Origin of the sequence: Actinophytocola sp. (genome assembly GCF_036002505.1) — a bacterium.
Taxonomy (GTDB): domain Bacteria; phylum Actinomycetota; class Actinomycetes; order Mycobacteriales; family Pseudonocardiaceae; genus DASYTH01.
The window spans coordinates 1-17,521 of sequence record NZ_DASYTH010000103.1 but is presented as its reverse complement, the minus strand read 5'-3'; the positions used below and the strand labels follow the sequence as shown (position 1 = coordinate 17,521).

21 protein-coding genes are annotated in these 17,521 nt (G+C 70.7%); 10 read left to right on the top strand and 11 right to left on the bottom strand.

Annotation, left to right across the window (positions count from 1 at the left end):
- Position 1: 1 nt before the first annotated feature.
- Positions 2–175, bottom strand: a complete 174-nt coding sequence (locus VGR06_RS08380; RefSeq protein WP_327558403.1) for a DUF397 domain-containing protein — start codon at positions 173–175, stop codon at positions 2–4.
- Positions 172–1,083: a helix-turn-helix transcriptional regulator gene (locus VGR06_RS08375; protein ID WP_327558402.1), complete on the bottom strand. Its 912-nt coding sequence runs from the start codon at positions 1,081–1,083 to the stop codon at positions 172–174. The genes VGR06_RS08380 and VGR06_RS08375 overlap by 4 nt, the downstream gene beginning before the upstream one ends.
- 42 nt (positions 1,084–1,125) lie before the next feature.
- Between VGR06_RS08375 and VGR06_RS08370 the strand changes: the two genes are divergently transcribed.
- Positions 1,126–1,329 carry a hypothetical protein gene (locus tag VGR06_RS08370; protein ID WP_327558401.1) on the top strand — a complete coding sequence of 68 codons (204 nt, stop codon included), beginning with the start codon at positions 1,126–1,128 and terminating at the stop codon, positions 1,327–1,329.
- Here the strand turns inward: VGR06_RS08370 and VGR06_RS08365 are convergent.
- The 3 genes from VGR06_RS08365 to VGR06_RS08355 all read right to left on the bottom strand — a co-directional run bounded on the left by VGR06_RS08365 (position 1,319) and on the right by VGR06_RS08355 (position 4,585).
- Positions 1,319–3,409, bottom strand: a complete 2,091-nt coding sequence (locus VGR06_RS08365) for a bifunctional polysaccharide deacetylase/glycosyltransferase family 2 protein (RefSeq protein ID WP_327558400.1) — start codon at positions 3,407–3,409, stop codon at positions 1,319–1,321. The two genes, VGR06_RS08370 and VGR06_RS08365, sit on opposite strands and share 11 nt — an antisense overlap.
- 6 nt (positions 3,410–3,415) lie before the next feature.
- Positions 3,416–3,835 (bottom strand): hypothetical protein, encoded by a 420-nt coding sequence (locus VGR06_RS08360; RefSeq protein WP_327558399.1) that lies wholly within the window; start codon positions 3,833–3,835, stop codon positions 3,416–3,418.
- 66 nt (positions 3,836–3,901) lie between these two features.
- Positions 3,902–4,585 carry a maleylpyruvate isomerase family mycothiol-dependent enzyme gene (locus VGR06_RS08355; RefSeq protein WP_327558398.1) on the bottom strand — a complete coding sequence of 228 codons (684 nt, stop codon included), beginning with the start codon at positions 4,583–4,585 and terminating at the stop codon, positions 3,902–3,904.
- A 49-nt stretch (positions 4,586–4,634) separates the two neighbouring features.
- On the opposite strand from VGR06_RS08355, the gene upp reads away from it, so the two are divergent.
- Entirely contained in the window at positions 4,635–5,258 is a 624-nt protein-coding gene (gene upp / locus VGR06_RS08350; protein ID WP_327558397.1) for a uracil phosphoribosyltransferase, read from the top strand.
- 41 nt (positions 5,259–5,299) lie between these two features.
- Here the strand turns inward: upp and VGR06_RS08345 are convergent, their stop codons facing one another.
- On the bottom strand, positions 5,300–5,899 hold the full coding sequence (locus VGR06_RS08345; protein ID WP_327558396.1) for a TetR/AcrR family transcriptional regulator: 600 nt from the start codon (positions 5,897–5,899) through the stop codon (positions 5,300–5,302).
- 82 nt (positions 5,900–5,981) lie between these two features.
- On the opposite strand from VGR06_RS08345, the gene VGR06_RS08340 reads away from it, so the two are divergent.
- The 4 genes from VGR06_RS08340 (at position 5,982) to VGR06_RS08325 (ending at position 8,226) form a co-directional block, all read left to right on the top strand.
- Positions 5,982–6,188: a ribbon-helix-helix protein, CopG family gene (locus VGR06_RS08340; protein ID WP_327558395.1), complete on the top strand. Its 207-nt coding sequence runs from the start codon at positions 5,982–5,984 to the stop codon at positions 6,186–6,188.
- A gap of 8 nt (positions 6,189–6,196) precedes the next feature.
- The gene (locus tag VGR06_RS08335; RefSeq protein ID WP_327558394.1) at positions 6,197–6,586 is read left to right on the top strand and encodes a type II toxin-antitoxin system death-on-curing family toxin; all 390 of its coding nucleotides are present in this window, start codon (positions 6,197–6,199) and stop codon (positions 6,584–6,586) included.
- 109 nt (positions 6,587–6,695) lie between these two features.
- Positions 6,696–7,094, top strand: coding sequence for a MerR family transcriptional regulator (locus VGR06_RS08330; RefSeq protein WP_327558393.1), 399 nt, complete (start codon positions 6,696–6,698; stop codon positions 7,092–7,094).
- Positions 7,095–7,239: 145 nt separating this feature from the next.
- Positions 7,240–8,226 (top strand): aldo/keto reductase, encoded by a 987-nt coding sequence (locus VGR06_RS08325; RefSeq protein ID WP_327558392.1) that lies wholly within the window; start codon positions 7,240–7,242, stop codon positions 8,224–8,226.
- Between the two features lie 49 nt (positions 8,227–8,275).
- Here the strand turns inward: VGR06_RS08325 and VGR06_RS08320 are convergent, their stop codons facing one another.
- Together VGR06_RS08320 and VGR06_RS08315 are read right to left on the bottom strand one after the other, a co-directional pair.
- Positions 8,276–8,728: a flavodoxin family protein gene (locus tag VGR06_RS08320; RefSeq protein ID WP_327558391.1), complete on the bottom strand. Its 453-nt coding sequence runs from the start codon at positions 8,726–8,728 to the stop codon at positions 8,276–8,278.
- Positions 8,729–8,730: 2 nt separating this feature from the next.
- Positions 8,731–9,576 (bottom strand): helix-turn-helix transcriptional regulator, encoded by an 846-nt coding sequence (locus VGR06_RS08315; protein ID WP_327558390.1) that lies wholly within the window; start codon positions 9,574–9,576, stop codon positions 8,731–8,733.
- Positions 9,577–9,677: 101 nt separating this feature from the next.
- On the opposite strand from VGR06_RS08315, the gene VGR06_RS08310 reads away from it, so the two are divergent.
- Positions 9,678–10,367 (top strand): SDR family oxidoreductase, encoded by a 690-nt coding sequence (locus VGR06_RS08310; RefSeq protein ID WP_327558389.1) that lies wholly within the window; start codon positions 9,678–9,680, stop codon positions 10,365–10,367.
- A gap of 21 nt (positions 10,368–10,388) precedes the next feature.
- On the top strand, positions 10,389–11,195 hold the full coding sequence (locus tag VGR06_RS08305; protein WP_327558388.1) for a hypothetical protein: 807 nt from the start codon (positions 10,389–10,391) through the stop codon (positions 11,193–11,195).
- Here the strand turns inward: VGR06_RS08305 and VGR06_RS08300 are convergent.
- The 3 genes from VGR06_RS08300 to VGR06_RS08290 form a co-directional block, all read right to left on the bottom strand.
- Entirely contained in the window at positions 11,179–12,834 is a 1,656-nt protein-coding gene (locus VGR06_RS08300; protein ID WP_327558387.1) for a phospho-sugar mutase, read from the bottom strand. The two genes, VGR06_RS08305 and VGR06_RS08300, sit on opposite strands and share 17 nt — an antisense overlap.
- A 106-nt stretch (positions 12,835–12,940) precedes the next feature.
- Complete coding sequence (locus tag VGR06_RS08295; RefSeq protein WP_414637195.1) at positions 12,941–13,735, bottom strand: purine-nucleoside phosphorylase; 795 nt, start codon at positions 13,733–13,735, stop codon at positions 12,941–12,943.
- Positions 13,736–13,745: 10 nt separating this feature from the next.
- Complete coding sequence (locus tag VGR06_RS08290; RefSeq protein ID WP_327558386.1) at positions 13,746–15,407, bottom strand: serine/threonine-protein kinase; 1,662 nt, start codon at positions 15,405–15,407, stop codon at positions 13,746–13,748.
- A gap of 74 nt (positions 15,408–15,481) precedes the next feature.
- Between VGR06_RS08290 and VGR06_RS08285 the strand changes: the two genes are divergently transcribed.
- Both VGR06_RS08285 and VGR06_RS08280 read left to right on the top strand, forming a co-directional pair.
- Positions 15,482–16,801 (top strand): methylmalonyl-CoA mutase subunit beta, encoded by a 1,320-nt coding sequence (locus tag VGR06_RS08285; protein ID WP_327558385.1) that lies wholly within the window; start codon positions 15,482–15,484, stop codon positions 16,799–16,801.
- On the top strand, positions 16,798–17,521 hold a 724-nt coding region (locus VGR06_RS08280; RefSeq protein ID WP_327558384.1), incomplete at its 3' end, for a methylmalonyl-CoA mutase family protein. The genes VGR06_RS08285 and VGR06_RS08280, both read left to right, overlap by 4 nt.

Genomic DNA, 17,521 nt, shown 5'->3' with positions numbered 1-17,521 from the left:
ATTAGTTAAGCACGGTGAGGAAGGTTGTCCAGGTGGTGGTGGGGAAGGTGAGGGTGGGGCCTACGTTTTTGGAGTCGCGTACCGCTACGGCTGGGGTGAAGGTGATCTCGACGCAGTTACTGACGTCGGCGCTGTAGCTGCTCTTGCGCCAGGCTGTGAAGATCGGATTGGTCATTGTGTGCTCCTCGGGTGAGTCTGTTCGCCCAAGATGGTGGCAATCAGCTGGGCGGACTCGTCAGGTGCCAGTGCTACGGCATTCAGCCGTCGCATCGCAAGTTTAGCGGCACGGACATGGGATTCTTCGCTCAAGAAGGCGGCTGTGCGGCGGGCCTCCAGGTGTACGACACTACGTCCGTCGACGAGGTCGAGGATCACGAACGGGCCGCTCAGGGCTGGTGTCGCTCCGGCTAGGAACGGCACTACCCGCAGGGTGATGTTGGGACGCTGGGCACTGGCAGCGAGGTGTTGGAGTTGGCGTTCCATCACGCCGGGCTCACCGATCGGCCTGCGCAGCACCATCTCATCGATGATGGCATGCAGCGTCGGAGCGTTGCGCTTCGAAAGCAACGACTTCCGGCCCATTCGGGTGGCTACCAGCGCGTTGAGGTCGGATTCTGGCAGCTCAGGGTTGATGCCGCTGATGATGGTACTCGTGTATTCCTCGGTCTGAAGGAGGCCGGGAACCAGGAGCGGCTCGAAGTTGAGGATCGTGGTGGCGTCGGCTTCGAGGGCCATGAGGTCGCGCCACTCGGTGGGGAGGTCGGAGGGTTTGAGTTGCCACCAGTTGGGATCTCCGCCGTTGCGGACGAGGTGGAGGAGTTCTTCTCTGTGTTTGGTTGGCACCCGGTAGAGGCCGAGGAGCGCGGCGACATCATCGGCGTAGAGGCCGCGTTCACCGGTTTCCATGCGGCTGATCTTGGTGGTGGAGGTGCCGAGGGCTTTGGCCACGTCTGAGCAGGTGAGGCCGGCTTTCTTGCGCAGCTCGCGGAGTTCGGTGGAGACCCGGCGTTGGCGGACGGGGACTCCTGGTCGTCGTGCCATGAGCAGCGTATCGGCATTTGCCAGTGGGGCACTGAAGTACACGGTAGTTTGCGCGCCCTGATGGCACCGCGCCACGGTTTGGGCATGAAACATGTTTGGCGGGTGCAGGGTACCTATTTTGATTGGGAGATGACGGTCAAGGTGAGGCCGGCGGAGGGGGCGCCGGTGCCGGTTACTGAGGACGATCAGGGGTCGGCAATTGCTCGTATGAAGCGGGTGGTCGACCACTTCCGCGAGGCGGTCGACCTGCACGAGTACGTGTTGCAGTGCGAGCTGGTCAGGCGTTGACGCGGGCGGTGCCGTGGCGTTCGAGTTTGTGCCAGGGGAGGCGGACGCCGGACAGCGCCGTGGCGACGGATTGGATGACGACGAGGTACATGAGCTGGCGGTAGACGAACTGTTGCAGGGGCAAGGCCAGCAATGGGGCGAGGCGTTCGCCGTCGAGGTGGAATGCCACGACGCCGGGGATTGCCTGCATGGCGAGGAAGGTGAGCCAGAACCACACGGTTGACCCGTCGCCGGTGAGGAAGCCCAGGATGGCAGCGACGTCGACGATCGGGGCCATGATGGGGAGGATCACCTGGAACAGCAACAGGTACGGCAGGCCGCGGCGGCCCAGGCGGCCGGCGGGGCCGCGTTCTACGAGCGCGCGGCGGTGTTTCCAGACGGCTTGGAGGGTGCCGTAGCACCAGCGGTAGCGCTGCTTCCAGAGCTGGCCGAGGGTGGCGGGTGCCTCGGTCCAGGCGACGGCGCGTTCCTCGTAGGTGACGCGCCAGCCGGCGCGTTCCAATGCCATGGTGAGGTCGGTGTCTTCGGCGAGGGTGTCGGTGGCGACGCCGCCGAGGGCCTGGACCGCGGAGCGGCGGAAGGCGCCGACGGCGCCGGGGACGGTGGGCATGCAGGCGAGGACGTCGTACATGCGGCGGTCGAGGTTGAAGCCGATCACGTACTCGATGTGTTGCCACCGGCCGAGGAGGCCGCGGCGGTTGCCGACCTTGGCGTTGCCGGAGACGGCGCCCACGTCCGGATCCGCGAAGTGGGCGGCGAGGCGGCCGACGGTGTCGCGCTCGAGCACGGTGTCGCCGTCGACCATGACGACCAGCTCCGTGCGGGCGGCGGCGAGGCCGGTGTTCAGGGCCGCGGCCTTGCCGGCGTTGCGCTGGCGGATGAGGCGGACCCGGGGCAGGGCCAGGGAGTCCACAATGGACGCGGTGCGGTCGGTGGAGCCGTCGTCGACGACGATCACCTCGACCGGGTGGCGGGACGTCATGATGGAGCGCAGGGTGGCTTCGATGCCGGCGGCTTCGTTGTAGGCCGGCACGATCACGGTGACCGGCGCGCGGACGGGCGGCAGTGGCGCGCGGCGGGTGCGGCGCACGTGCATTCCGGCCGTGATCAGCAGGAGCAGCATGCGCAGCACCGCGAGCACGGTGGCCACCACGAGAAGAGCTTGGAGCACGGACGCGGAGAGGTTGGCGGCCCGTACGGCGCCGACGAGCAGTGCGCCGGCCACCCGGTCCAGAATGCCCGCGGAGCTCGAGGTGCCCAGCGCCCGGAGCGAGCCGCTGACCGTGTCGATCCGCCAGCCGCGCGACTTCAGCGTGGGAATCAATTTGTCAAGCGCGGCAACGGTTTGTGCGCGGTCGCCGCCGGAGTCGTGCATGAGCAGCACCACGCCGCGGTCGTCTTTCGGCGTGGCGTTGGCGACGATCGTGTCCACCCCGGGCCGGCGCCAGTCCTTTGAGTCCACATTGGACATGACGACCAGCCGGCCGGACTCGCTCAAGTGCCGCGCCGCTGCCCAGGCCGCGTCGTCCAGCTCGTCCGGGGTGCCCAGATACGGCAGGCGCACCAGCGAGGTGTTCACGCCCGCGGTGTGCGCGAGCACCAGGTCGGTGGACCGCAGCTCCAACCAGGTCCGCAGCGAACCGGCCGTGCGCAGGTCCACGTGCGTGGCGGTGTGGTGCCCGATCTCGTTGCCCCCGGCCAGAATGTCCTCGACCAGCCCGGGATGCCCGGCGGCGTGCGCCCCGGTGACGAAGAACGTGGCGTGCACCCCGTGCCGCGACAGGACATCCAGAATGCGCGGTGTCCACTCCGGATCCGGTCCGTCGTCGAAGGTGAGCGCGAGCGTCTTGTCGGGCGGCCGGGACGTCGTCGGCGGGTCGTGGCGGGCGTCGATGACCGGGTCGCCAGACCGCGCGGCGGCTGGAACCTGGGCGGCCGGCCCGACCGTGGCGACGGCTTCGGTGCCGAGCGCGCCGACGATCACCGCGTGCAGCACGAGCAGCACCGTGATCGCGATCAGCAGGGTGGCCAGCAGGAGCCAGTGGGCTCGCGGCGGAGGGGTTCGGATATGTCTGGCCAACGCGGGTCAGCGGGTCCGGCCGGGCGGCGTCGGCAGATCCGTCGGCTTCCCGGGCGGGGCTGCCGGCTTGCCGTGCGGGTCCGTCGTCGTGGTGGTCTGACCGGCCGGCACCGGAGTCGTCGTGGTGGCGGCGGCCGGTTGCCCTGCCGGGCGGTTGCGCTGGCTGGACGAGGGCTGCGTGGGCTGGTTCTCCGCGCCGGCCGGCGCGCCTCCTGGCTGCTGCTCAACCACCGGGGGAGGTCCGGACACCCTGTCCGGTAGGAAGGGGAGTGGTGCCAGCGGCGCTCCGAGCAGGGCCGCGACCAGCAGCCCGACCGTGCCGAGCAGGGCGACCGCGCCGGCGATGGCCGCGATTTTGACTGTGCGACGGCGCCGGCCGGTGGGGTCGACGAACACCGGGGAGACCGAGGGTCTGGTGTCGAGCATGGGAGCCGCTCCTGGTTGGGACGGCGTCACTCTAATGGGTTGCGATGGGTAACCGGGCAGAGCCGCTCAGTCGACCAGATCGTGCTCGGTCTGCGGGAAGATCGGGAGCCGCTCGGTGAACGCGCCCGGGTCGCCGCTCCACGCCCAGGCCTTGATCTGCGCCCGGCTGCGGCGGCCGAGCACCGCGCGGGTGACCTCGTAGGTGTCCACCCGGGCCGAGGCCACCGCGTCGCCCCGGCCCAGGTTGAACACCCGTTCCGGGGTGACGATGGTGAACAGGCCGAGGTCGTCGAAGTCCTCGGCGACGCGCGGCACCATCGTGTCGGCGATGGCCAGGGTCAGCTCGGCCGGCGGGCGCGGAAGGCCAAGGGCGGCATTGAAATCAGCCTCGTGCACGCCGGCGTCCAGGTAGGGGCCGCGGATCAGGAAACTCGGGTGCGTGGCCTGGCGGGCGATCTCCTCCCAGCCCGTTCCCGCCGTCTCCCACTCGTCGATCAGCTCGTCGACGCTCCTGCCGATACGGGCGGCCACGTGCACCGCCGACCAATCCTCGCTGGGCGCGCCGGCCAGGGTGTCGCTGACCACGTCGGCGGCGACCCCGGCCAGGTGCGCGAGCAGGTGGTGGACCGTCCACCGCGGACACGCGGGAACCGTGGTGCGCAGCTGGTCGGCGTCGAGCGTGCGGGCCACGTCGATGATCCGGTGGCGCAGGTCCCGGTACAGGGTGGCGCTGACCTCGGGGTCGGGCATGGCGTTAGTGGTACCCGGGTTCGCTCGACGCACACTAGCGTGTCGCCTCATGGATGTGCTCACCGTCGATCACCCGCTGGCCAAGGTCCGGCTGACCGTCATGCGCGATGCCCGCACCGACCGCGCCACGTTCCGGGCCGCGCTGCACGACCTCACCATCATGCTGATCTACGAGGCCCTGCGCGACGCACCGGTGCGCACCGAGCGCATCCACACCCCGGTCGCCCGCGCCGACGGCCACTGGCTCGCCAACCCGCCGCTGCTCGTGCCGGTGCTGCGGGCCGGCCTGGGCATGGCCGACCAGGCGCACAAGCTGATTCCGGACGCCCAGATGGGTTTCGTCGGCCTCGCCCGCGACGAGGTGACGCTGCAGCCCACGCCCTACATGGAGTCCCTACCCGAGGACCTCTCCTCGTGCCCGGTGTTCGTGCTCGACCCGATGCTCGCCACCGGCGGCTCGATGGCGCACACGATCCGGCTGCTCACCGACCGCGGCGCCACCGACGTCACCGCGGTGTGCGCCTTGGCCGCGCCGGAGGGCATCCGGCACCTCGCCGAGTCGGGCCTGCCCGTTCGCCTGGTCACCGCCAGCGTGGACGAACGGCTGAACGACTCCGGCTACATCGTCCCCGGCCTCGGTGACGCCGGCGACCGGCAGTACGGCGCCGTGTGAAGGAAGCAACGTGACGTTGCTTTCCTTCCAACGCGGCAATGTCACATTCCTTCCCGAGCCCAGCCGGCCAGGTTGGCCCGCAGCGCCTGCTCGTAGGTCGCCGCCACGTCCAGCTCCTCGGGCGCGTAACCGTTGAGCTCCAAGGAAACCAGGCCGTGCGCGATCCCCCAGCAGGACAGCATCACGGTGTCGGCCGGGACATCGGCGAACAGGCCGGCCTCGATCCCGGCGCGGACCGTCTCGATCAGCGGGGTGAGCGCGCGCAGGGCTTCCTGGTTGACCTGGTCGTCCGCCTCGAAGCCGGGCAGGACGTTGGCGAACATGATCGGGTACAGGTGCGGGTCGGCGAGGGCGCTGCGGCGGTAGGCCAGGCCGAGCTGGATGAGGTCCTCGCCGGGGTGGTCGGTGCGCGGGACGGCGCCCAGGTGCGTGCCGAACCGGTGGAACGCCTCCACGAACAGTTCCCGGACCAGCGCCGGCTTCCCGCCGAACAGCGAGTACACCGCGGTCGTCGAGGTGCCGACATCAGCCGCGAGCCGGCGCAGGCTCAGCGCTCCAGCACCCTCTTTGGACAGCAGAACCCCCGCCCGGTCGAGGAGGCGCAGCCGCAGTGCCTCATCGTGGGTTCTCGGCCTGGGCACCCGAAGAGGTTACCGCCCACCCGTTTGGTAACGCCGTTACAGAGGTCTGGACGTGTGCTACCACGGAGGTATCATTCTCGTCATGGCTATGACGCTTCGCTTGACGCACGAGGAGAACGAGCGGCTCACCGAGCTTGCCGCCGCCGAGGGCCGGTCAAAGCACGAGATCATGCGGCTGGCGCTGGCGGACCGGTGGGCGCGGTTGCACAAGGAGCAACAGCTCACCGAGATCCTCGGGCGGGTGCTACCGCGCTACCGGAAACTGCTCGACCGGATCGGTACGGCATGATCCCCTGAGTGATCGCCTACCTGGACGCCAGTGATCTGCTCGTGCTCGCCGCCGCGGTCACCGGAGGCGACCTGGTGGTGCGTGATCTCGGTCTGCTCGACTCCGCGGCCCACCGGCCCCGGGCCACCGTGCTCGGTGTCGAGGCCTACGACACGCTGTGGCTCAAGGCCGCGGCGCTGCTCGACTCCATCGTGCGCACCCGTCCCCTGATCGAGGGAAACTGGCGGCTCGGCTGGGTGGCCGCGGTAACCCTCTGCGACATGAACGGCTGGTGGATCGACGCCGACGAGGACGAGGCGCTGGAGATCGTCCGCGAGGTCGGCCGCGGCAACGTCGAGGTCATCGCCATGGCCGCGCACCTCGAGTCCTGGGCCTTACCCAAGGAAAGCGACCTCTAGCCCACTCCCCGCGAGTTCCTAGTTCAGGCACGCGAGTCCCCGGCTCCAGCACGCGAGTCGTGCATTCCGAGTTGACCTGGAGTGCACTCCAGCTTCTACCGTCGACTTCGTGACTTACGCGATCGCCGAGGCGGCCCACCAGAGCGGGCTGTCGATTGACACCCTTCGGTACTACGAACGCATCGAGCTCATCGACCCGCCCGCCCGCGACTCCGGCGGCCGGCGGGCCTACTCCGACGACGACCTGGCATGGCTGAACTTCCTGACCAAGCTGCGCACCACCGGCATGCCCATCCGGCTGATGCGCGAGTACGCCAAGCTCCGCCACCAGGGCCTGGCCACCGCGACCCGGCGCAAGCAGATCCTCGTCGAGCACCGCAAGGACGTGCTCGACCGCATCGCCGACCTGCAGACGTGCCTCGAAGTGCTGAACTACAAGATCACCAACTACGAGCAGATAGAACGCGACCTGGCCGGTGTGGCCGGGTACGAGGAGGCGACGGCATGAAGCTTGCGGAATGCCTGGCGAGGGAGTTGGCCCACCGCGACGAGGGTAGGCCGAGGAACGAGGTCTGCCCGAGGAGCGGTCCGGTGACCCACCACCCAAGGCGACCCACGACCGTGGCCAACATTCCCGAGATGGGGAGCACGGCATGACGCTGCCAACCCGCAGGCTGGGTGCGCTCGAGGTGGGCGCGCAGGGGCTCGGCTGCATGGGGATGAGCGAGTTCTACGGCACCGGCGACGAGTCCGAGTCCATCGCGACCATCCACCGCGCGCTCGAACTGGGCGCCACCCTGCTGGACACCGCGGACATGTACGGCGTCGGCCGCAACGAGGAACTCGTCGGGCGGGCCATCGCCGACCGCCGCGACACCGTGGTCCTCGCCACCAAGTTCGGCAACGTGCGCGGACCGGCCGGGGAGTTCCTGGGCATCCGCGGGGACGCCGAGTACGTGCGGTCCGCGTGCGAGGCGTCCCTGCGCCGGCTCGGCGTCGACCACATCGACCTCTACTACCAGCATCGCGTCGACCCGAACGTGCCCATCGAGGAGACCGTCGGCGCGATGAAATCGTTGGTGGAGGCCGGAAAGGTGCGCCACCTCGGCCTGTCCGAAGCCGGCGCCGACACGATCCGCCGGGCCGCGGCCGTGCACCCGATCGCCGCGCTGCAGTCCGAGTGGTCGCTGTGGAGCCGCGACATCGAGGAGGCGATCGTGCCGACCTGCCGTGAGCTCGGCATCGGCATCGTGGCCTACTCCCCACTCGGCCGGGGTTTCCTCACCGGCCGGTTCACCTCCACGGAGGACTTCGAGCCCGGTGACTTCCGTCCGAACGGCCCGCGTTTCTCCGGCGAGAACCTGCAACACAACCTCGCCATCGTCCACGCCCTGCAAAAGCTCGCAGCCGAACGAGGGGTGACCGCGGGCCAGCTCGCCCTGGCCTGGGTGCAGCACCAGGGCTCCGACGTCGTCCCGATCCCCGGCACCAAGCGGCGTCAGTACCTCGAGGAGAACGTCGCCGCCGCAACGATCACCTTGTCGGACAAGGATCTCGCCGCCATCGAGGCGGAAGTCCCCGCCGACGCCGTGCGCGGGACCCGGTACCCCGAGGCGGCCATGCGCAACCTCGGCCGGTGAATTGCCCTGAAGGCCGCCTTCGGGACGTTGAGCGTCCCGAAGGCGGCCTTCATGGCATGAGCCCCGCAGCCACCCCAGCCCCAAGCTCCCAGCACGCCTCCAGCTCCCCCTTGCCCGGCTGCCCCATCACGGCAACCGGCTTCGCCGCCGCCACCCACCCCAACCCCGTCGCGATCCCCTCCACCGCCCGCACCGCGCCCTCGGTCCCCTCGTTCCCGTGCACATACAGCCCGTACGGCCGCCCCCGCGTCGCATCGAGGCACGGGTAGTAGATCGTGTCGAAGAAGTGCTTCAACGCCCCCGACATGTACCCGATATTCGCCGGAGTCCCGAGCACATACCCGTCGGCCTCAAGCACATCAGCCGCGCCGGTGCCGAGCGCCGCCCGCCTGATCACCTCAACCCCGGTGATCTCCGGATCCGTCGCCCCGGCCACCACGGCCTCGAACATCGCCTGCATCCCCGGCGACGGCGTGTGGTGCACGATCAACAACCTGGCCACGCTCAGCGAGCGTAGCCGGGGCTCAGGTCCTGGGTGCCGATGACCTTCAACAGTTGCAGGGCGTTGTGGGACGGGGTGCCGGGCTCGGCGGTGTAGACGATGATGCGCTGGTCGTGCTCAGGGATCACCAGGACCTCGCTCTGCAGGGAGAGGGGGCCGACGACCGGGTGGTGGATGGTTTTGCAGAGGCCGCGTTGGATCGCGACCTCGTGCTCGGACCATAACCGGGCGAACTCGGGGCTGGCGGCGAGGAGTTCGGTGATCAGCTCCTGGATGTCCGGGTCGGCGGGGTAGCGGGCGGAGGCGGCGCGGAGGTCGGCGACGATCTCGCGGGCGAACTGGTCGGTCTCGTCGCGGGTGTAGCGATCGGACGGTGGGGACAGGAAGCGGCGGCGGACGAGGTTGCGGTCGCGGGGTGCGAGGGCGGAGAAGTCGGTGATCAGGGCGGCGGCGAGCTGGTTCCAGGCGAGCACCTGGTATTTGGCGTCGATCACCAGCGCGGGGGCGTCGTCGAGGCGGTCGAGCAGGTGCAGCACTCCGGGACGGACGTCCTGGGACGGTCCGGGTGGCTGCGGCGGCTCGCCGGCCAGGTGGAAGAGGTGCGCACGCTCGTCGTCGGACAGGCGCAGCGCGCGGGCGAGGCCGGTCAGCACGGCCCGGGACGGCTGCGGCCCGCGGGCCTGCTCGAGCCGGGTGTAGTAGTCGGTCGACATCGCCGCCAGCTGCGCGACCTCCTCCCGGCGCAGGCCCGGCGTCCGGCGCCGCTGCCCCGCCGGCAGCCCCACGTCGGCCGGGCGCAACCGCTCCCGCCGGCTGCGCAGGAAGTCCCCGAACTGCCGCCTGTCCACCCGTCCAGCATGGCACCGGCGCGCCACCCCAGGCAGGGACCGGCGATCCCAGGGTCGACCGTCTCTGCCGGACACCCGCCGCCGCGCCCCAGCCTGGCCCCATGACCACGAACAAGATCGCGCTGGTGACCGGCGCGAACAAGGGAATCGGCAAGGAGATCGCCCGCCAGCTCGGCCACCTCGGCATGACCGTGCTGATCGGGGCACGTGACGAGAACCGCGGCCGCGCCGCCGTCGACGAGCTGGCCGGTCTCGACGCGCAGCTCGTTCCCTTGGACGTGACCGACGAGACGTCCGTCGCCGCGGCCGCGAAGCTGATCGAGCACGACCACGGCCGGCTCGACGTGCTGGTGAACAACGCCGGCATCCTCACCGACGACTTCCACCGCACGTACGCGACCAACGTTGCCGGCGTGGTGACCGTGACGAGGGCCATGCTTCCGTTGCTGCACAAGGCATCCGAGCCGCGCATCGTGAACCTCTCCAGCGAGTTGGGCTCGCTCACGCTGCTCGCCGACCCCACCTCCGAGCAGGCCGCCGTCCCGCTCTACGCCTACAACTCCTCCAAAGCCGCGCTCAACGCGGTCACCGTGCTCTTCGCCAACGAGCTGCGCGCCGGCGGCATCAAGGTCAACGCCGTCTCACCCGGCTACTGTGCCACCGACATGAACAACCACCAGGGCGTCCTCACTGCCGAACAGGGCGCCTCCGCCGTGGTCCGCCTCGCGACGGTGCCCGCAGACGGCCCGACCGGCGAGTTTCACGGCCAAAATGGTGTGCTGCCTTGGTAATGGCCCCGCTAGCCTCGGGCCATGCGGAACGCCCACGATCTCAGCCAGGTCTTGGCCGAACTGGACCGCGCGTTCGCCACACCACCCGAGACCGGACCGGCCGAAGGCTGCGGCTACTGCTACCGCGAAGCCGATCTCGTCGCGCTCGGCGGGGATCCGCATCTGGTGCCGGATGACCTGGCCGGCCGGTTCGTGTCGGAGTGCTACGACCATTTCGGTGTCGAGCAGTACGGAAACCTCTGGCGCCGGCTGGCACCCCGGATCCTGCGGCTCGTGATCAACAACCCGACGGGCGGGGACCTCGGCCTCCTGATGCGCGGGTTGGGCTGGCCGCACGCGCGGTTCGCCGAATGGCCGCGCGAGCAGCAGGCCACCGTGCGGGCCACGCTGGAGGCCGCGCTCGCCGTTGCCCTCACCGACGGGCGTGCTCCGCGCGACGTGGTGGAGTTGCTCGGTGCCGTTGCGAGCCTCGATCACGACGTGGTGCCATGGCTGCACCGGATCGACGAGCTGACCGGTCCGGCCGCCGACGCCGGCTTGGTCCGGCTCGCCGGTTACTGGGCCGTCGATCTCACCTGGGGCGAGGAGCCCAACTGGTGGTGGTTTCCGGACGACCCGAACGGACCGGTGCGCGACTGGTTCCGTTCACCGGCCGTGCGGGACCGGGTCCAGGCGTTCGCCGATCGGAACCCACGCTGCAAGAACGCCGCGGACGCGCTGATCGCCATCGACTCGTTCGGTGGCGACGAGGGTGTCTGGTTCTACCCGGGCTACGGGTACGACAAGATGGCCTTCGCGAACATGCGCGAGCTCAGCCGTTCTCTGTAGCGGCAAGGAGTCCGGAGACCGCCTCGCGCACCGTTGACATGCGCTTGGCTGCGTCGGTTCGGGCCTGGTCGAGCTGAGCGGGTTCACCCACGGGTTCGACGACCTGAAGGTAGGCCTTGAGTTTGGGCTCGGTGCCGGACGGGCGGATCACCACGCGCAGGCGCTCTCCGGTCAACCGCACCACGTTCGCGTCCGGCAGCAGGTCCGCCACCTCGACCGCCGTGCCGGCCAGCGAGTCCGGCGGCGCGGCGCGTACCGCGCCCATCAGCCGTGCGGGCTCGGCGGCACGGACGGTGACCGGCTCGGTGACGTGCAACCCATGCTGGACGTAGAGATCGTCGAGCGCGTCGAGCAGGGTGCGGCCGGCGGCCTTCAACGTGGCGGTCAGGTCGGCGGCCAGGACCGCGGCGGAGATCCCGTCCTTGTCCCGCACGAAGTCCGGGTCGCAGCAGTGGCCGAGCGCCTCCTCGTAGGCGTAGATCAGCCCGGAGCCGGCGCGGACCAGCCACTTGAAGCCGGTCAGCGTCTCGGCGTACCGGGCGCCCGCCGCGGCCGCGATGCTCTTGAGCAGCGAGGATGACACGATCGTGGTCGCCACCAAGGGATCCGGGTGAGCCACACGATCCACAGTGGACAATATGTGCCAACCGAGCAGCGCCCCGGTCTCGTCGCCGCGGAGCATCCGCCACGAGCCGTCCCGGTCCCGCACGCCCAGTGCGCACCGGTCGCCGTCGGGATCGAGCGCGACCGCCAGCTCGGCGTCCACATCGGACGCGAGCCGCAGCAGCAGATCCGGGGCGCCCGGCTCCTCCGGGTTGGGGAACGCCACCGTGGGGAACTCCGGATCCGGCACGGCCTGCTCGACCACCACCCGGACGTCGGTGAAACCACTGCGCCGCAACGCCTCCACCGCGGTCTGCCCACCGACCCCGTGCATCGGGGTCAACGCGATCCGAATATCGCGCGCCGTGCCGCGGGGCAGCGCGGCCACCCGGTCCAGATAATCGTCCACATCGGACTCACTGAACGGCGCCGCCCCGCCGAGCGTGGGCACGGACACCGCCGCCGGCGCGCCCCGGATCGCCGCCTCGATCAACCAGTCATCCGGCGGCGCGATCTGCGAACCGTCGCCGACGTAGAGCTTGTACCCGTTGTCCGCCGGCGGGTTGTGCGACGCGGTGATCTGAATGCCCGCCACCGCCTGCCGGGCACGCACGAGAAAAGACGTGACCGGTGTGGGCAGCGGCCCGGGCAGCACCCGCACTCCGAACCCGGCCCCCGCGAGCACCCCGGCCGCGGCGTCGGCGAACTCCGCCGAGCCGTGCCGCGCGTCCCGCCCGACGATCACCATGCCACCGGCAAAACCCTTGGCCCGCAACCACTCCGCCACCCCGGCGGTCGCCCGGACCACCACCGCACGGTTCATCCCGTTCGGCCCGGCCCGCAACGGACCCCGCAGTCCCGCCGTGCCGAACGTCAACATGCCGGACATCCGGTCCGCCAGATCCTCGACCGCAGCGGCATCCCCGGCCATCGCCGTCGCCAGCACCCGCTGCAACTCCGCCCGGCTTCCGGTGTCCGGGTCGTCCGCGATCCACCGGAACGCGCGGTCCCGCAACTCGGTCGAAAGCCGCGTCACGCCGTCACCTCGCAAGCTCGGTGACGGCCGACCCGCCGCCTCGCTGCCCCGCCGCCTCGCAGGCTCGGCGGCGGGGCAGCGTTTGATGGTTCGCTCGCAAGCTCGCTCACGCGCGGATCACCAACTCCCGCAACAACTTCCCCATCCGCGTCGCCGCCTGCCGGCCCGCTTCGAGGACCTCCACGTGGTTCAGCGGCTCGCCGGTGATCCCCGCCGCCAGGTTGGTCACCAGCGACAACCCGAACACCTCGACACCCGCCGCCCGCGCCGCGATCGCCTCCAGCACCGTCGACATCCCGACCAGATCCGCGCCGAGCGTCCGCAACATCCGGATCTCCGCCGGCGTCTCGAAGTGCGGCCCCGGCAGGCCCGCGTAAACCCCCTCCACCAGCGTCGGATCGATCTCCCGCGCCACCCCCCGCAGCCGCGCCGAGTACAGGTCGGTCAGATCCACGAACTCCGCCCCCACCAGCGGCGACGTCGCGGTCAGATTCAGGTGGTCGCTGATCATCACCGGCCACCCCACCGCCCACTCCGCCCGCAGACACCCCGCCGCGTTCGTGAGCACCACCGCCCGGCACCCCGCCGCCGCCACCGTGCGCACCCCATGCACGACTGCGCCCACCCCCTTCCCCTCATACAGGTGCGTCCTCCCCAGCAACACCAGTACCCGCCGCTCACCCACCCGCACCGACCGGACCGTCCCCCCATGCCCCATCACGGTCGGCTTCTCGAACCCCGGCAACTCCGCCACCGGCACCTCAACCCCGGCCGCCCCCAACTCGTCCGCCGCCGGCCGCCACCCCGACCCCAGCACGACACCCACGTCGTGCTTCTCCACCCCGGTCCGCTCGGCCAGACCCCGCGCCGCCGCCTCAGCCAGCGCCAATGCATCAGTCACGGCGGCGAGCCTAGCCCGTGGCCCGGAACGCGGGCGCGATCTTGTCGAACAGCTTGGTGCGGCCGGAGTCCTCCTGCTGGAGGGGGACGGTGACGCTGACCACCCAGAGGTCGATGCCGGTCGGGCTGAGTTTGGCGAAGGTGACCCGGTTGCTGATGGCGTCGGAGCCGCGCACCACCTCGCTGGTCCGGTAGGTGAGCTCCAGCGCCGGTTCGGGGCCGGTGCCGCCGAGAACGGTCCGGGTGACCTCGTCGAAGCGGGGGGACGCGGTCCGGAGGTCGGCGAAGAACATCTCGATCTTGTGCTTCGGGTAGAAGGCGGGGAAGCGCTCGACGGTCAGCTGCTGGGTGCCGTCCGGCGACACGTAGCGGACCCGGGCGCTGTTCGGCAGGTCCTTGGTGACCCGCTGCTCGACGAACTTCGCCCAGCCCGCCGGCACCGGCACGGAGAAGCTGCCGCCCTGCTCCCCGGCCAGCGTGGACACGTCGCCCTGGGTGTCGACCAGGTCGCCGAGGGGTGTCGCGCCGGGCTGGGCGGGCGCCGAGCGGCTCGGCGGGAGGACCGGCTTGCCGCCGATCACCCGGGCCAGCGCGAACCCGCCGCCGACCGCCACGAGGAACAGCGCCACCGCGAGGACCACGACCAGCACCGGGACGACGGCACCACGGCGCCGCGGCCGGGCCGCCGGTGGGGGCATCAGGAACGGCAGCGGGCCGGGGTCGGCGGCCAGGGCGACCGGCGCCGGGGGCGGTTCCGGCTTCGGTGCGGCGGCCGGCGGGGGTGCTGGCGCGACCTCCGCCCGGGTCGGCGCGTCGTCGAGGGTTCCGGCCTCGTAGAGCGGGGTTCCGGGGGGTGGCAGCAGCGGGTGCAGCATCCGCTGGACCTCGTCCAGGCCGGTGCGCGCGGCCGGGTCCTTGACCATCAACGCGGTGATGACGGCGGCCAGCGGGCTGTCCGTGGCGGGCACCGGCACGTCGCCGTTCACCACCGTGGACAGCGTCTCGAGTACCGGACCGTCCGGGTCGTACGGCGCCCGCCCCTCCACCGCGGCGAAGAGCGTCGCGCCGAGCCCCCACAGGTCGGCGGCCGGCGTCACCTCGCGCCCGGCGGCCACCTCGGGGGAGATGTAGGCGGGGGAGCCGAGCGTGATCCCGGTCCGGGTCATGGTCAGCTCGGAGACGTTGCGTGCGATGCCGAAGTCGGTCAGCTTGACCCGCCCGTCCCCGGAGACCAGCACGTTGCCCGGCTTCACGTCGCGATGCGTGATCCCGGCATGGTGCGCCGCGGCGAGCCCGGCCGCCACCGCGTACCCCACCGCCGCCGCCCGCGGCACGTCCAGCGGCCCGTGCTCACGCAGCAGCTCGGCGAGGCTGCGCGCGCCCAGGTACTCCATCACCACGAACGGCTCGCCGTTCTCCCGCGCCACGTCGTGCAGCGTGATCACGTTGGGGTGTGAGACCACGGCGATGGCGCGCGCCTCGCGCAGCGTCCGCTCGCGCAGCTCGTCCGCCTCACCCTCGGGGATTCCGGGGGGCAGCAGTACCTCCTTCACCGCCACCGGCCGGTGCAGGTACTCGTCGTAGGCCTCCCAGACCCGGCCCATCGACCCCTGCCCGAGCAGCCGCCGCAACCGGTACCGGCCGGCCACCAGACGCTGCTCGGGAGTAACCATGCGGTCATTGTCCTCACCACCCGCGACCAGCCTCACACCCCGCTCTCCAGCTCGGTTCCGTAGCATCGGAAGGCATGACGCCATCGGAGTTGTCGCTGGCCAGCGAGTTCCCGGCGGCCACCCGCGAGCAGTGGGCGGCCCTCGCCGGTGACGTGCCGGCGAGCGCCACCTACGACGGCATCACCCGGGCGGCGCTGTACACCGCGACCGGCGCGCCGCCGCGCTCCCCGTTCGTCCGCGCCCCCGGCTGGTGGGACGTCCGGCAGCGGCACACCGCGGCCGACCCGGAGGCCGTGCTGGCCGACCTGGAGAACGGCGTCACCTCGCTGTGGCTCGCCGGGCCGGCGGTCGAGGCGCTGCCCGAGGTGCTGCGGGACGTCTACCTCGACCTCGCCCCGGTCACCCTGGACGCCGGCGCGGGTTTCACCGAAGCCGCCGAGACGCTGCTGCAGGTCCACGTGGACAAGGGGATCCCGTCCGGGGAGGTGAAGGGCAACCTCGGCGCCGACCCGCTCGGCGTGCGTGCCCGCACCGGTGCCGAGGCGGACCTGCTGGCGGCTGCCGGGCTCGCCCAGTACGCGGCGGCGAACTTCCCGCAACTGCGTGCCATCGTGGTCGACGCGCTGCCGTACCACGAGGCCGGCAGCTCGGACGCCCAGGAGCTCGGCTGCTCGATCGCCGCCGGCGTCGCCTACCTGCGGGCGCTCACCTCGGCCGGGCTGGAGGTCGACGCGGCCGCCACGCAGCTGGAGTTCCGCTACGCCGCGGGGGTCGACCAGTTCCTGACCATCGCGAAGTTCCGCGCCGCACGGCGGTTGTGGGCCCGCGTCATCGAGGCGTCCGGCGGAACCGCGGCGGCGCAACGCCAGCACGCGGTGACCTCGCCGGCCATGATGACCCGGCGCGACCCGTGGGTGAACATGTTGCGCACCACGGTGGCCTGCTTCGCCGCGGGGGCCGGAGGTGCGGACGCGATCACCGTGCTGCCGTTCGACTCCGCGGCCGGGCAGCCGGACGCGTTCGGCCGGCGGATCGCCCGCAACACCCAGTCTATCCTGCTCGAAGAGTCCACTGTGGCCGGTGTGCTCGACCCGGCCGGCGGATCCTGGTACGTGGAACGGCTTTCCGACGACCTGGCGCGCGCCGCGTGGTCCTGGTTCACCGAGATCGAGCGCGCCGGCGGTCTGCTCGCGGCACTCGACTCCGGGCTGATCCCGGCGCGGCTGGCCGAGACCTGGTCGGCCCGCGAGGAGAACATCGCCGCCGGCACCGATCCGGTCACCGGTGTGACCGCGTTCCCGAACCCGGCCGAGACACCGCTGGTCCGCCCACCGGCCCCGGAACCGCCGTCCGGCGGGCTGCCCCGGGTGCGCTACGCGGAGGAGTTCGAATGAGCGTCCCTGACTTCTCCGGTGTCCCGCTGGGTGAACCGGATCCGGCGCTGCTCCCGGCCGTCGACGCGCCGGTTTCCTCGACGCCCGAAGGCATCGACATCAAACCCTTGTACACCAAGGAAGATCTCACCGGGCTGGACTTCCTCGAGACCTATCCGGGGATCGCGCCGTACCTGCGCGGGCCCTACCCGACGATGTACGTGAAGAACCCGTGGACCATCCGGCAGTACGCGGGGTTCTCCACCGCCGAGGAGTCCAACGCGTTCTACCGGCGCAATCTCGCGGCCGGCCAAAAAGGACTGTCGATCGCGTTCGACCTTGCCACGCATAGGGGTTACGACTCCGACCATCCGCGGGTGGCCGGTGACGTGGGGATGGCCGGGGTGGCCATCGACTCGATCTACGACATGCGCCAGCTCTTCGACGGCATCCCGCTGGACCAGATGACCGTCTCGATGACCATGAACGGTGCGGTGCTGCCGGTCCTGGCGCTCTACGTCGTCGCCGCCGAGGAGCGGGGGGTGCCGCCCGAAAAGCTCGCCGGCACCATCCAGAACGACATCCTCAAGGAGTTCATGGTCCGCAACACCTACATCTATCCACCGAAGCCGTCGATGCGGATCATCTCCGACATCTTCGCCTTCACCTCTCAGCGGATGCCGCGCTACAACTCCATCTCGATCTCCGGCTATCACATCCAGGAGGCGGGTGCGACGGCCG

Bases quoted from the DNA above. Each gene is read 5' to 3' on its own strand.
- VGR06_RS08285 (WP_327558385.1), top strand. From the start codon at position 15,482: ATGACGCCATCGGAGTTGTCGCTGGCCAGCGAGTTCCCGGCGGCCACC.
- VGR06_RS08380 (WP_327558403.1), bottom strand. From the start codon at position 175: ATGACCAATCCGATCTTCACAGCCTGGCGCAAGAGCAGCTACAGCGCC.
- VGR06_RS08360 (WP_327558399.1), bottom strand. From the start codon at position 3,835: ATGCTCGACACCAGACCCTCGGTCTCCCCGGTGTTCGTCGACCCCACC.
- VGR06_RS08340 (WP_327558395.1), top strand. From the start codon at position 5,982: ATGGCTATGACGCTTCGCTTGACGCACGAGGAGAACGAGCGGCTCACC.
- VGR06_RS08355 (WP_327558398.1), bottom strand. From the start codon at position 4,585: ATGCCCGACCCCGAGGTCAGCGCCACCCTGTACCGGGACCTGCGCCAC.
- VGR06_RS08290 (WP_327558386.1), bottom strand. From the start codon at position 15,407: ATGGTTACTCCCGAGCAGCGTCTGGTGGCCGGCCGGTACCGGTTGCGG.
- VGR06_RS08325 (WP_327558392.1), top strand. From the start codon at position 7,240: ATGACGCTGCCAACCCGCAGGCTGGGTGCGCTCGAGGTGGGCGCGCAG.
- VGR06_RS08370 (WP_327558401.1), top strand. From the start codon at position 1,126: ATGAAACATGTTTGGCGGGTGCAGGGTACCTATTTTGATTGGGAGATG.
- VGR06_RS08305 (WP_327558388.1), top strand. From the start codon at position 10,389: ATGCGGAACGCCCACGATCTCAGCCAGGTCTTGGCCGAACTGGACCGC.
- VGR06_RS08310 (WP_327558389.1), top strand. From the start codon at position 9,678: ATGACCACGAACAAGATCGCGCTGGTGACCGGCGCGAACAAGGGAATC.
- upp (WP_327558397.1), top strand. From the start codon at position 4,635: ATGGATGTGCTCACCGTCGATCACCCGCTGGCCAAGGTCCGGCTGACC.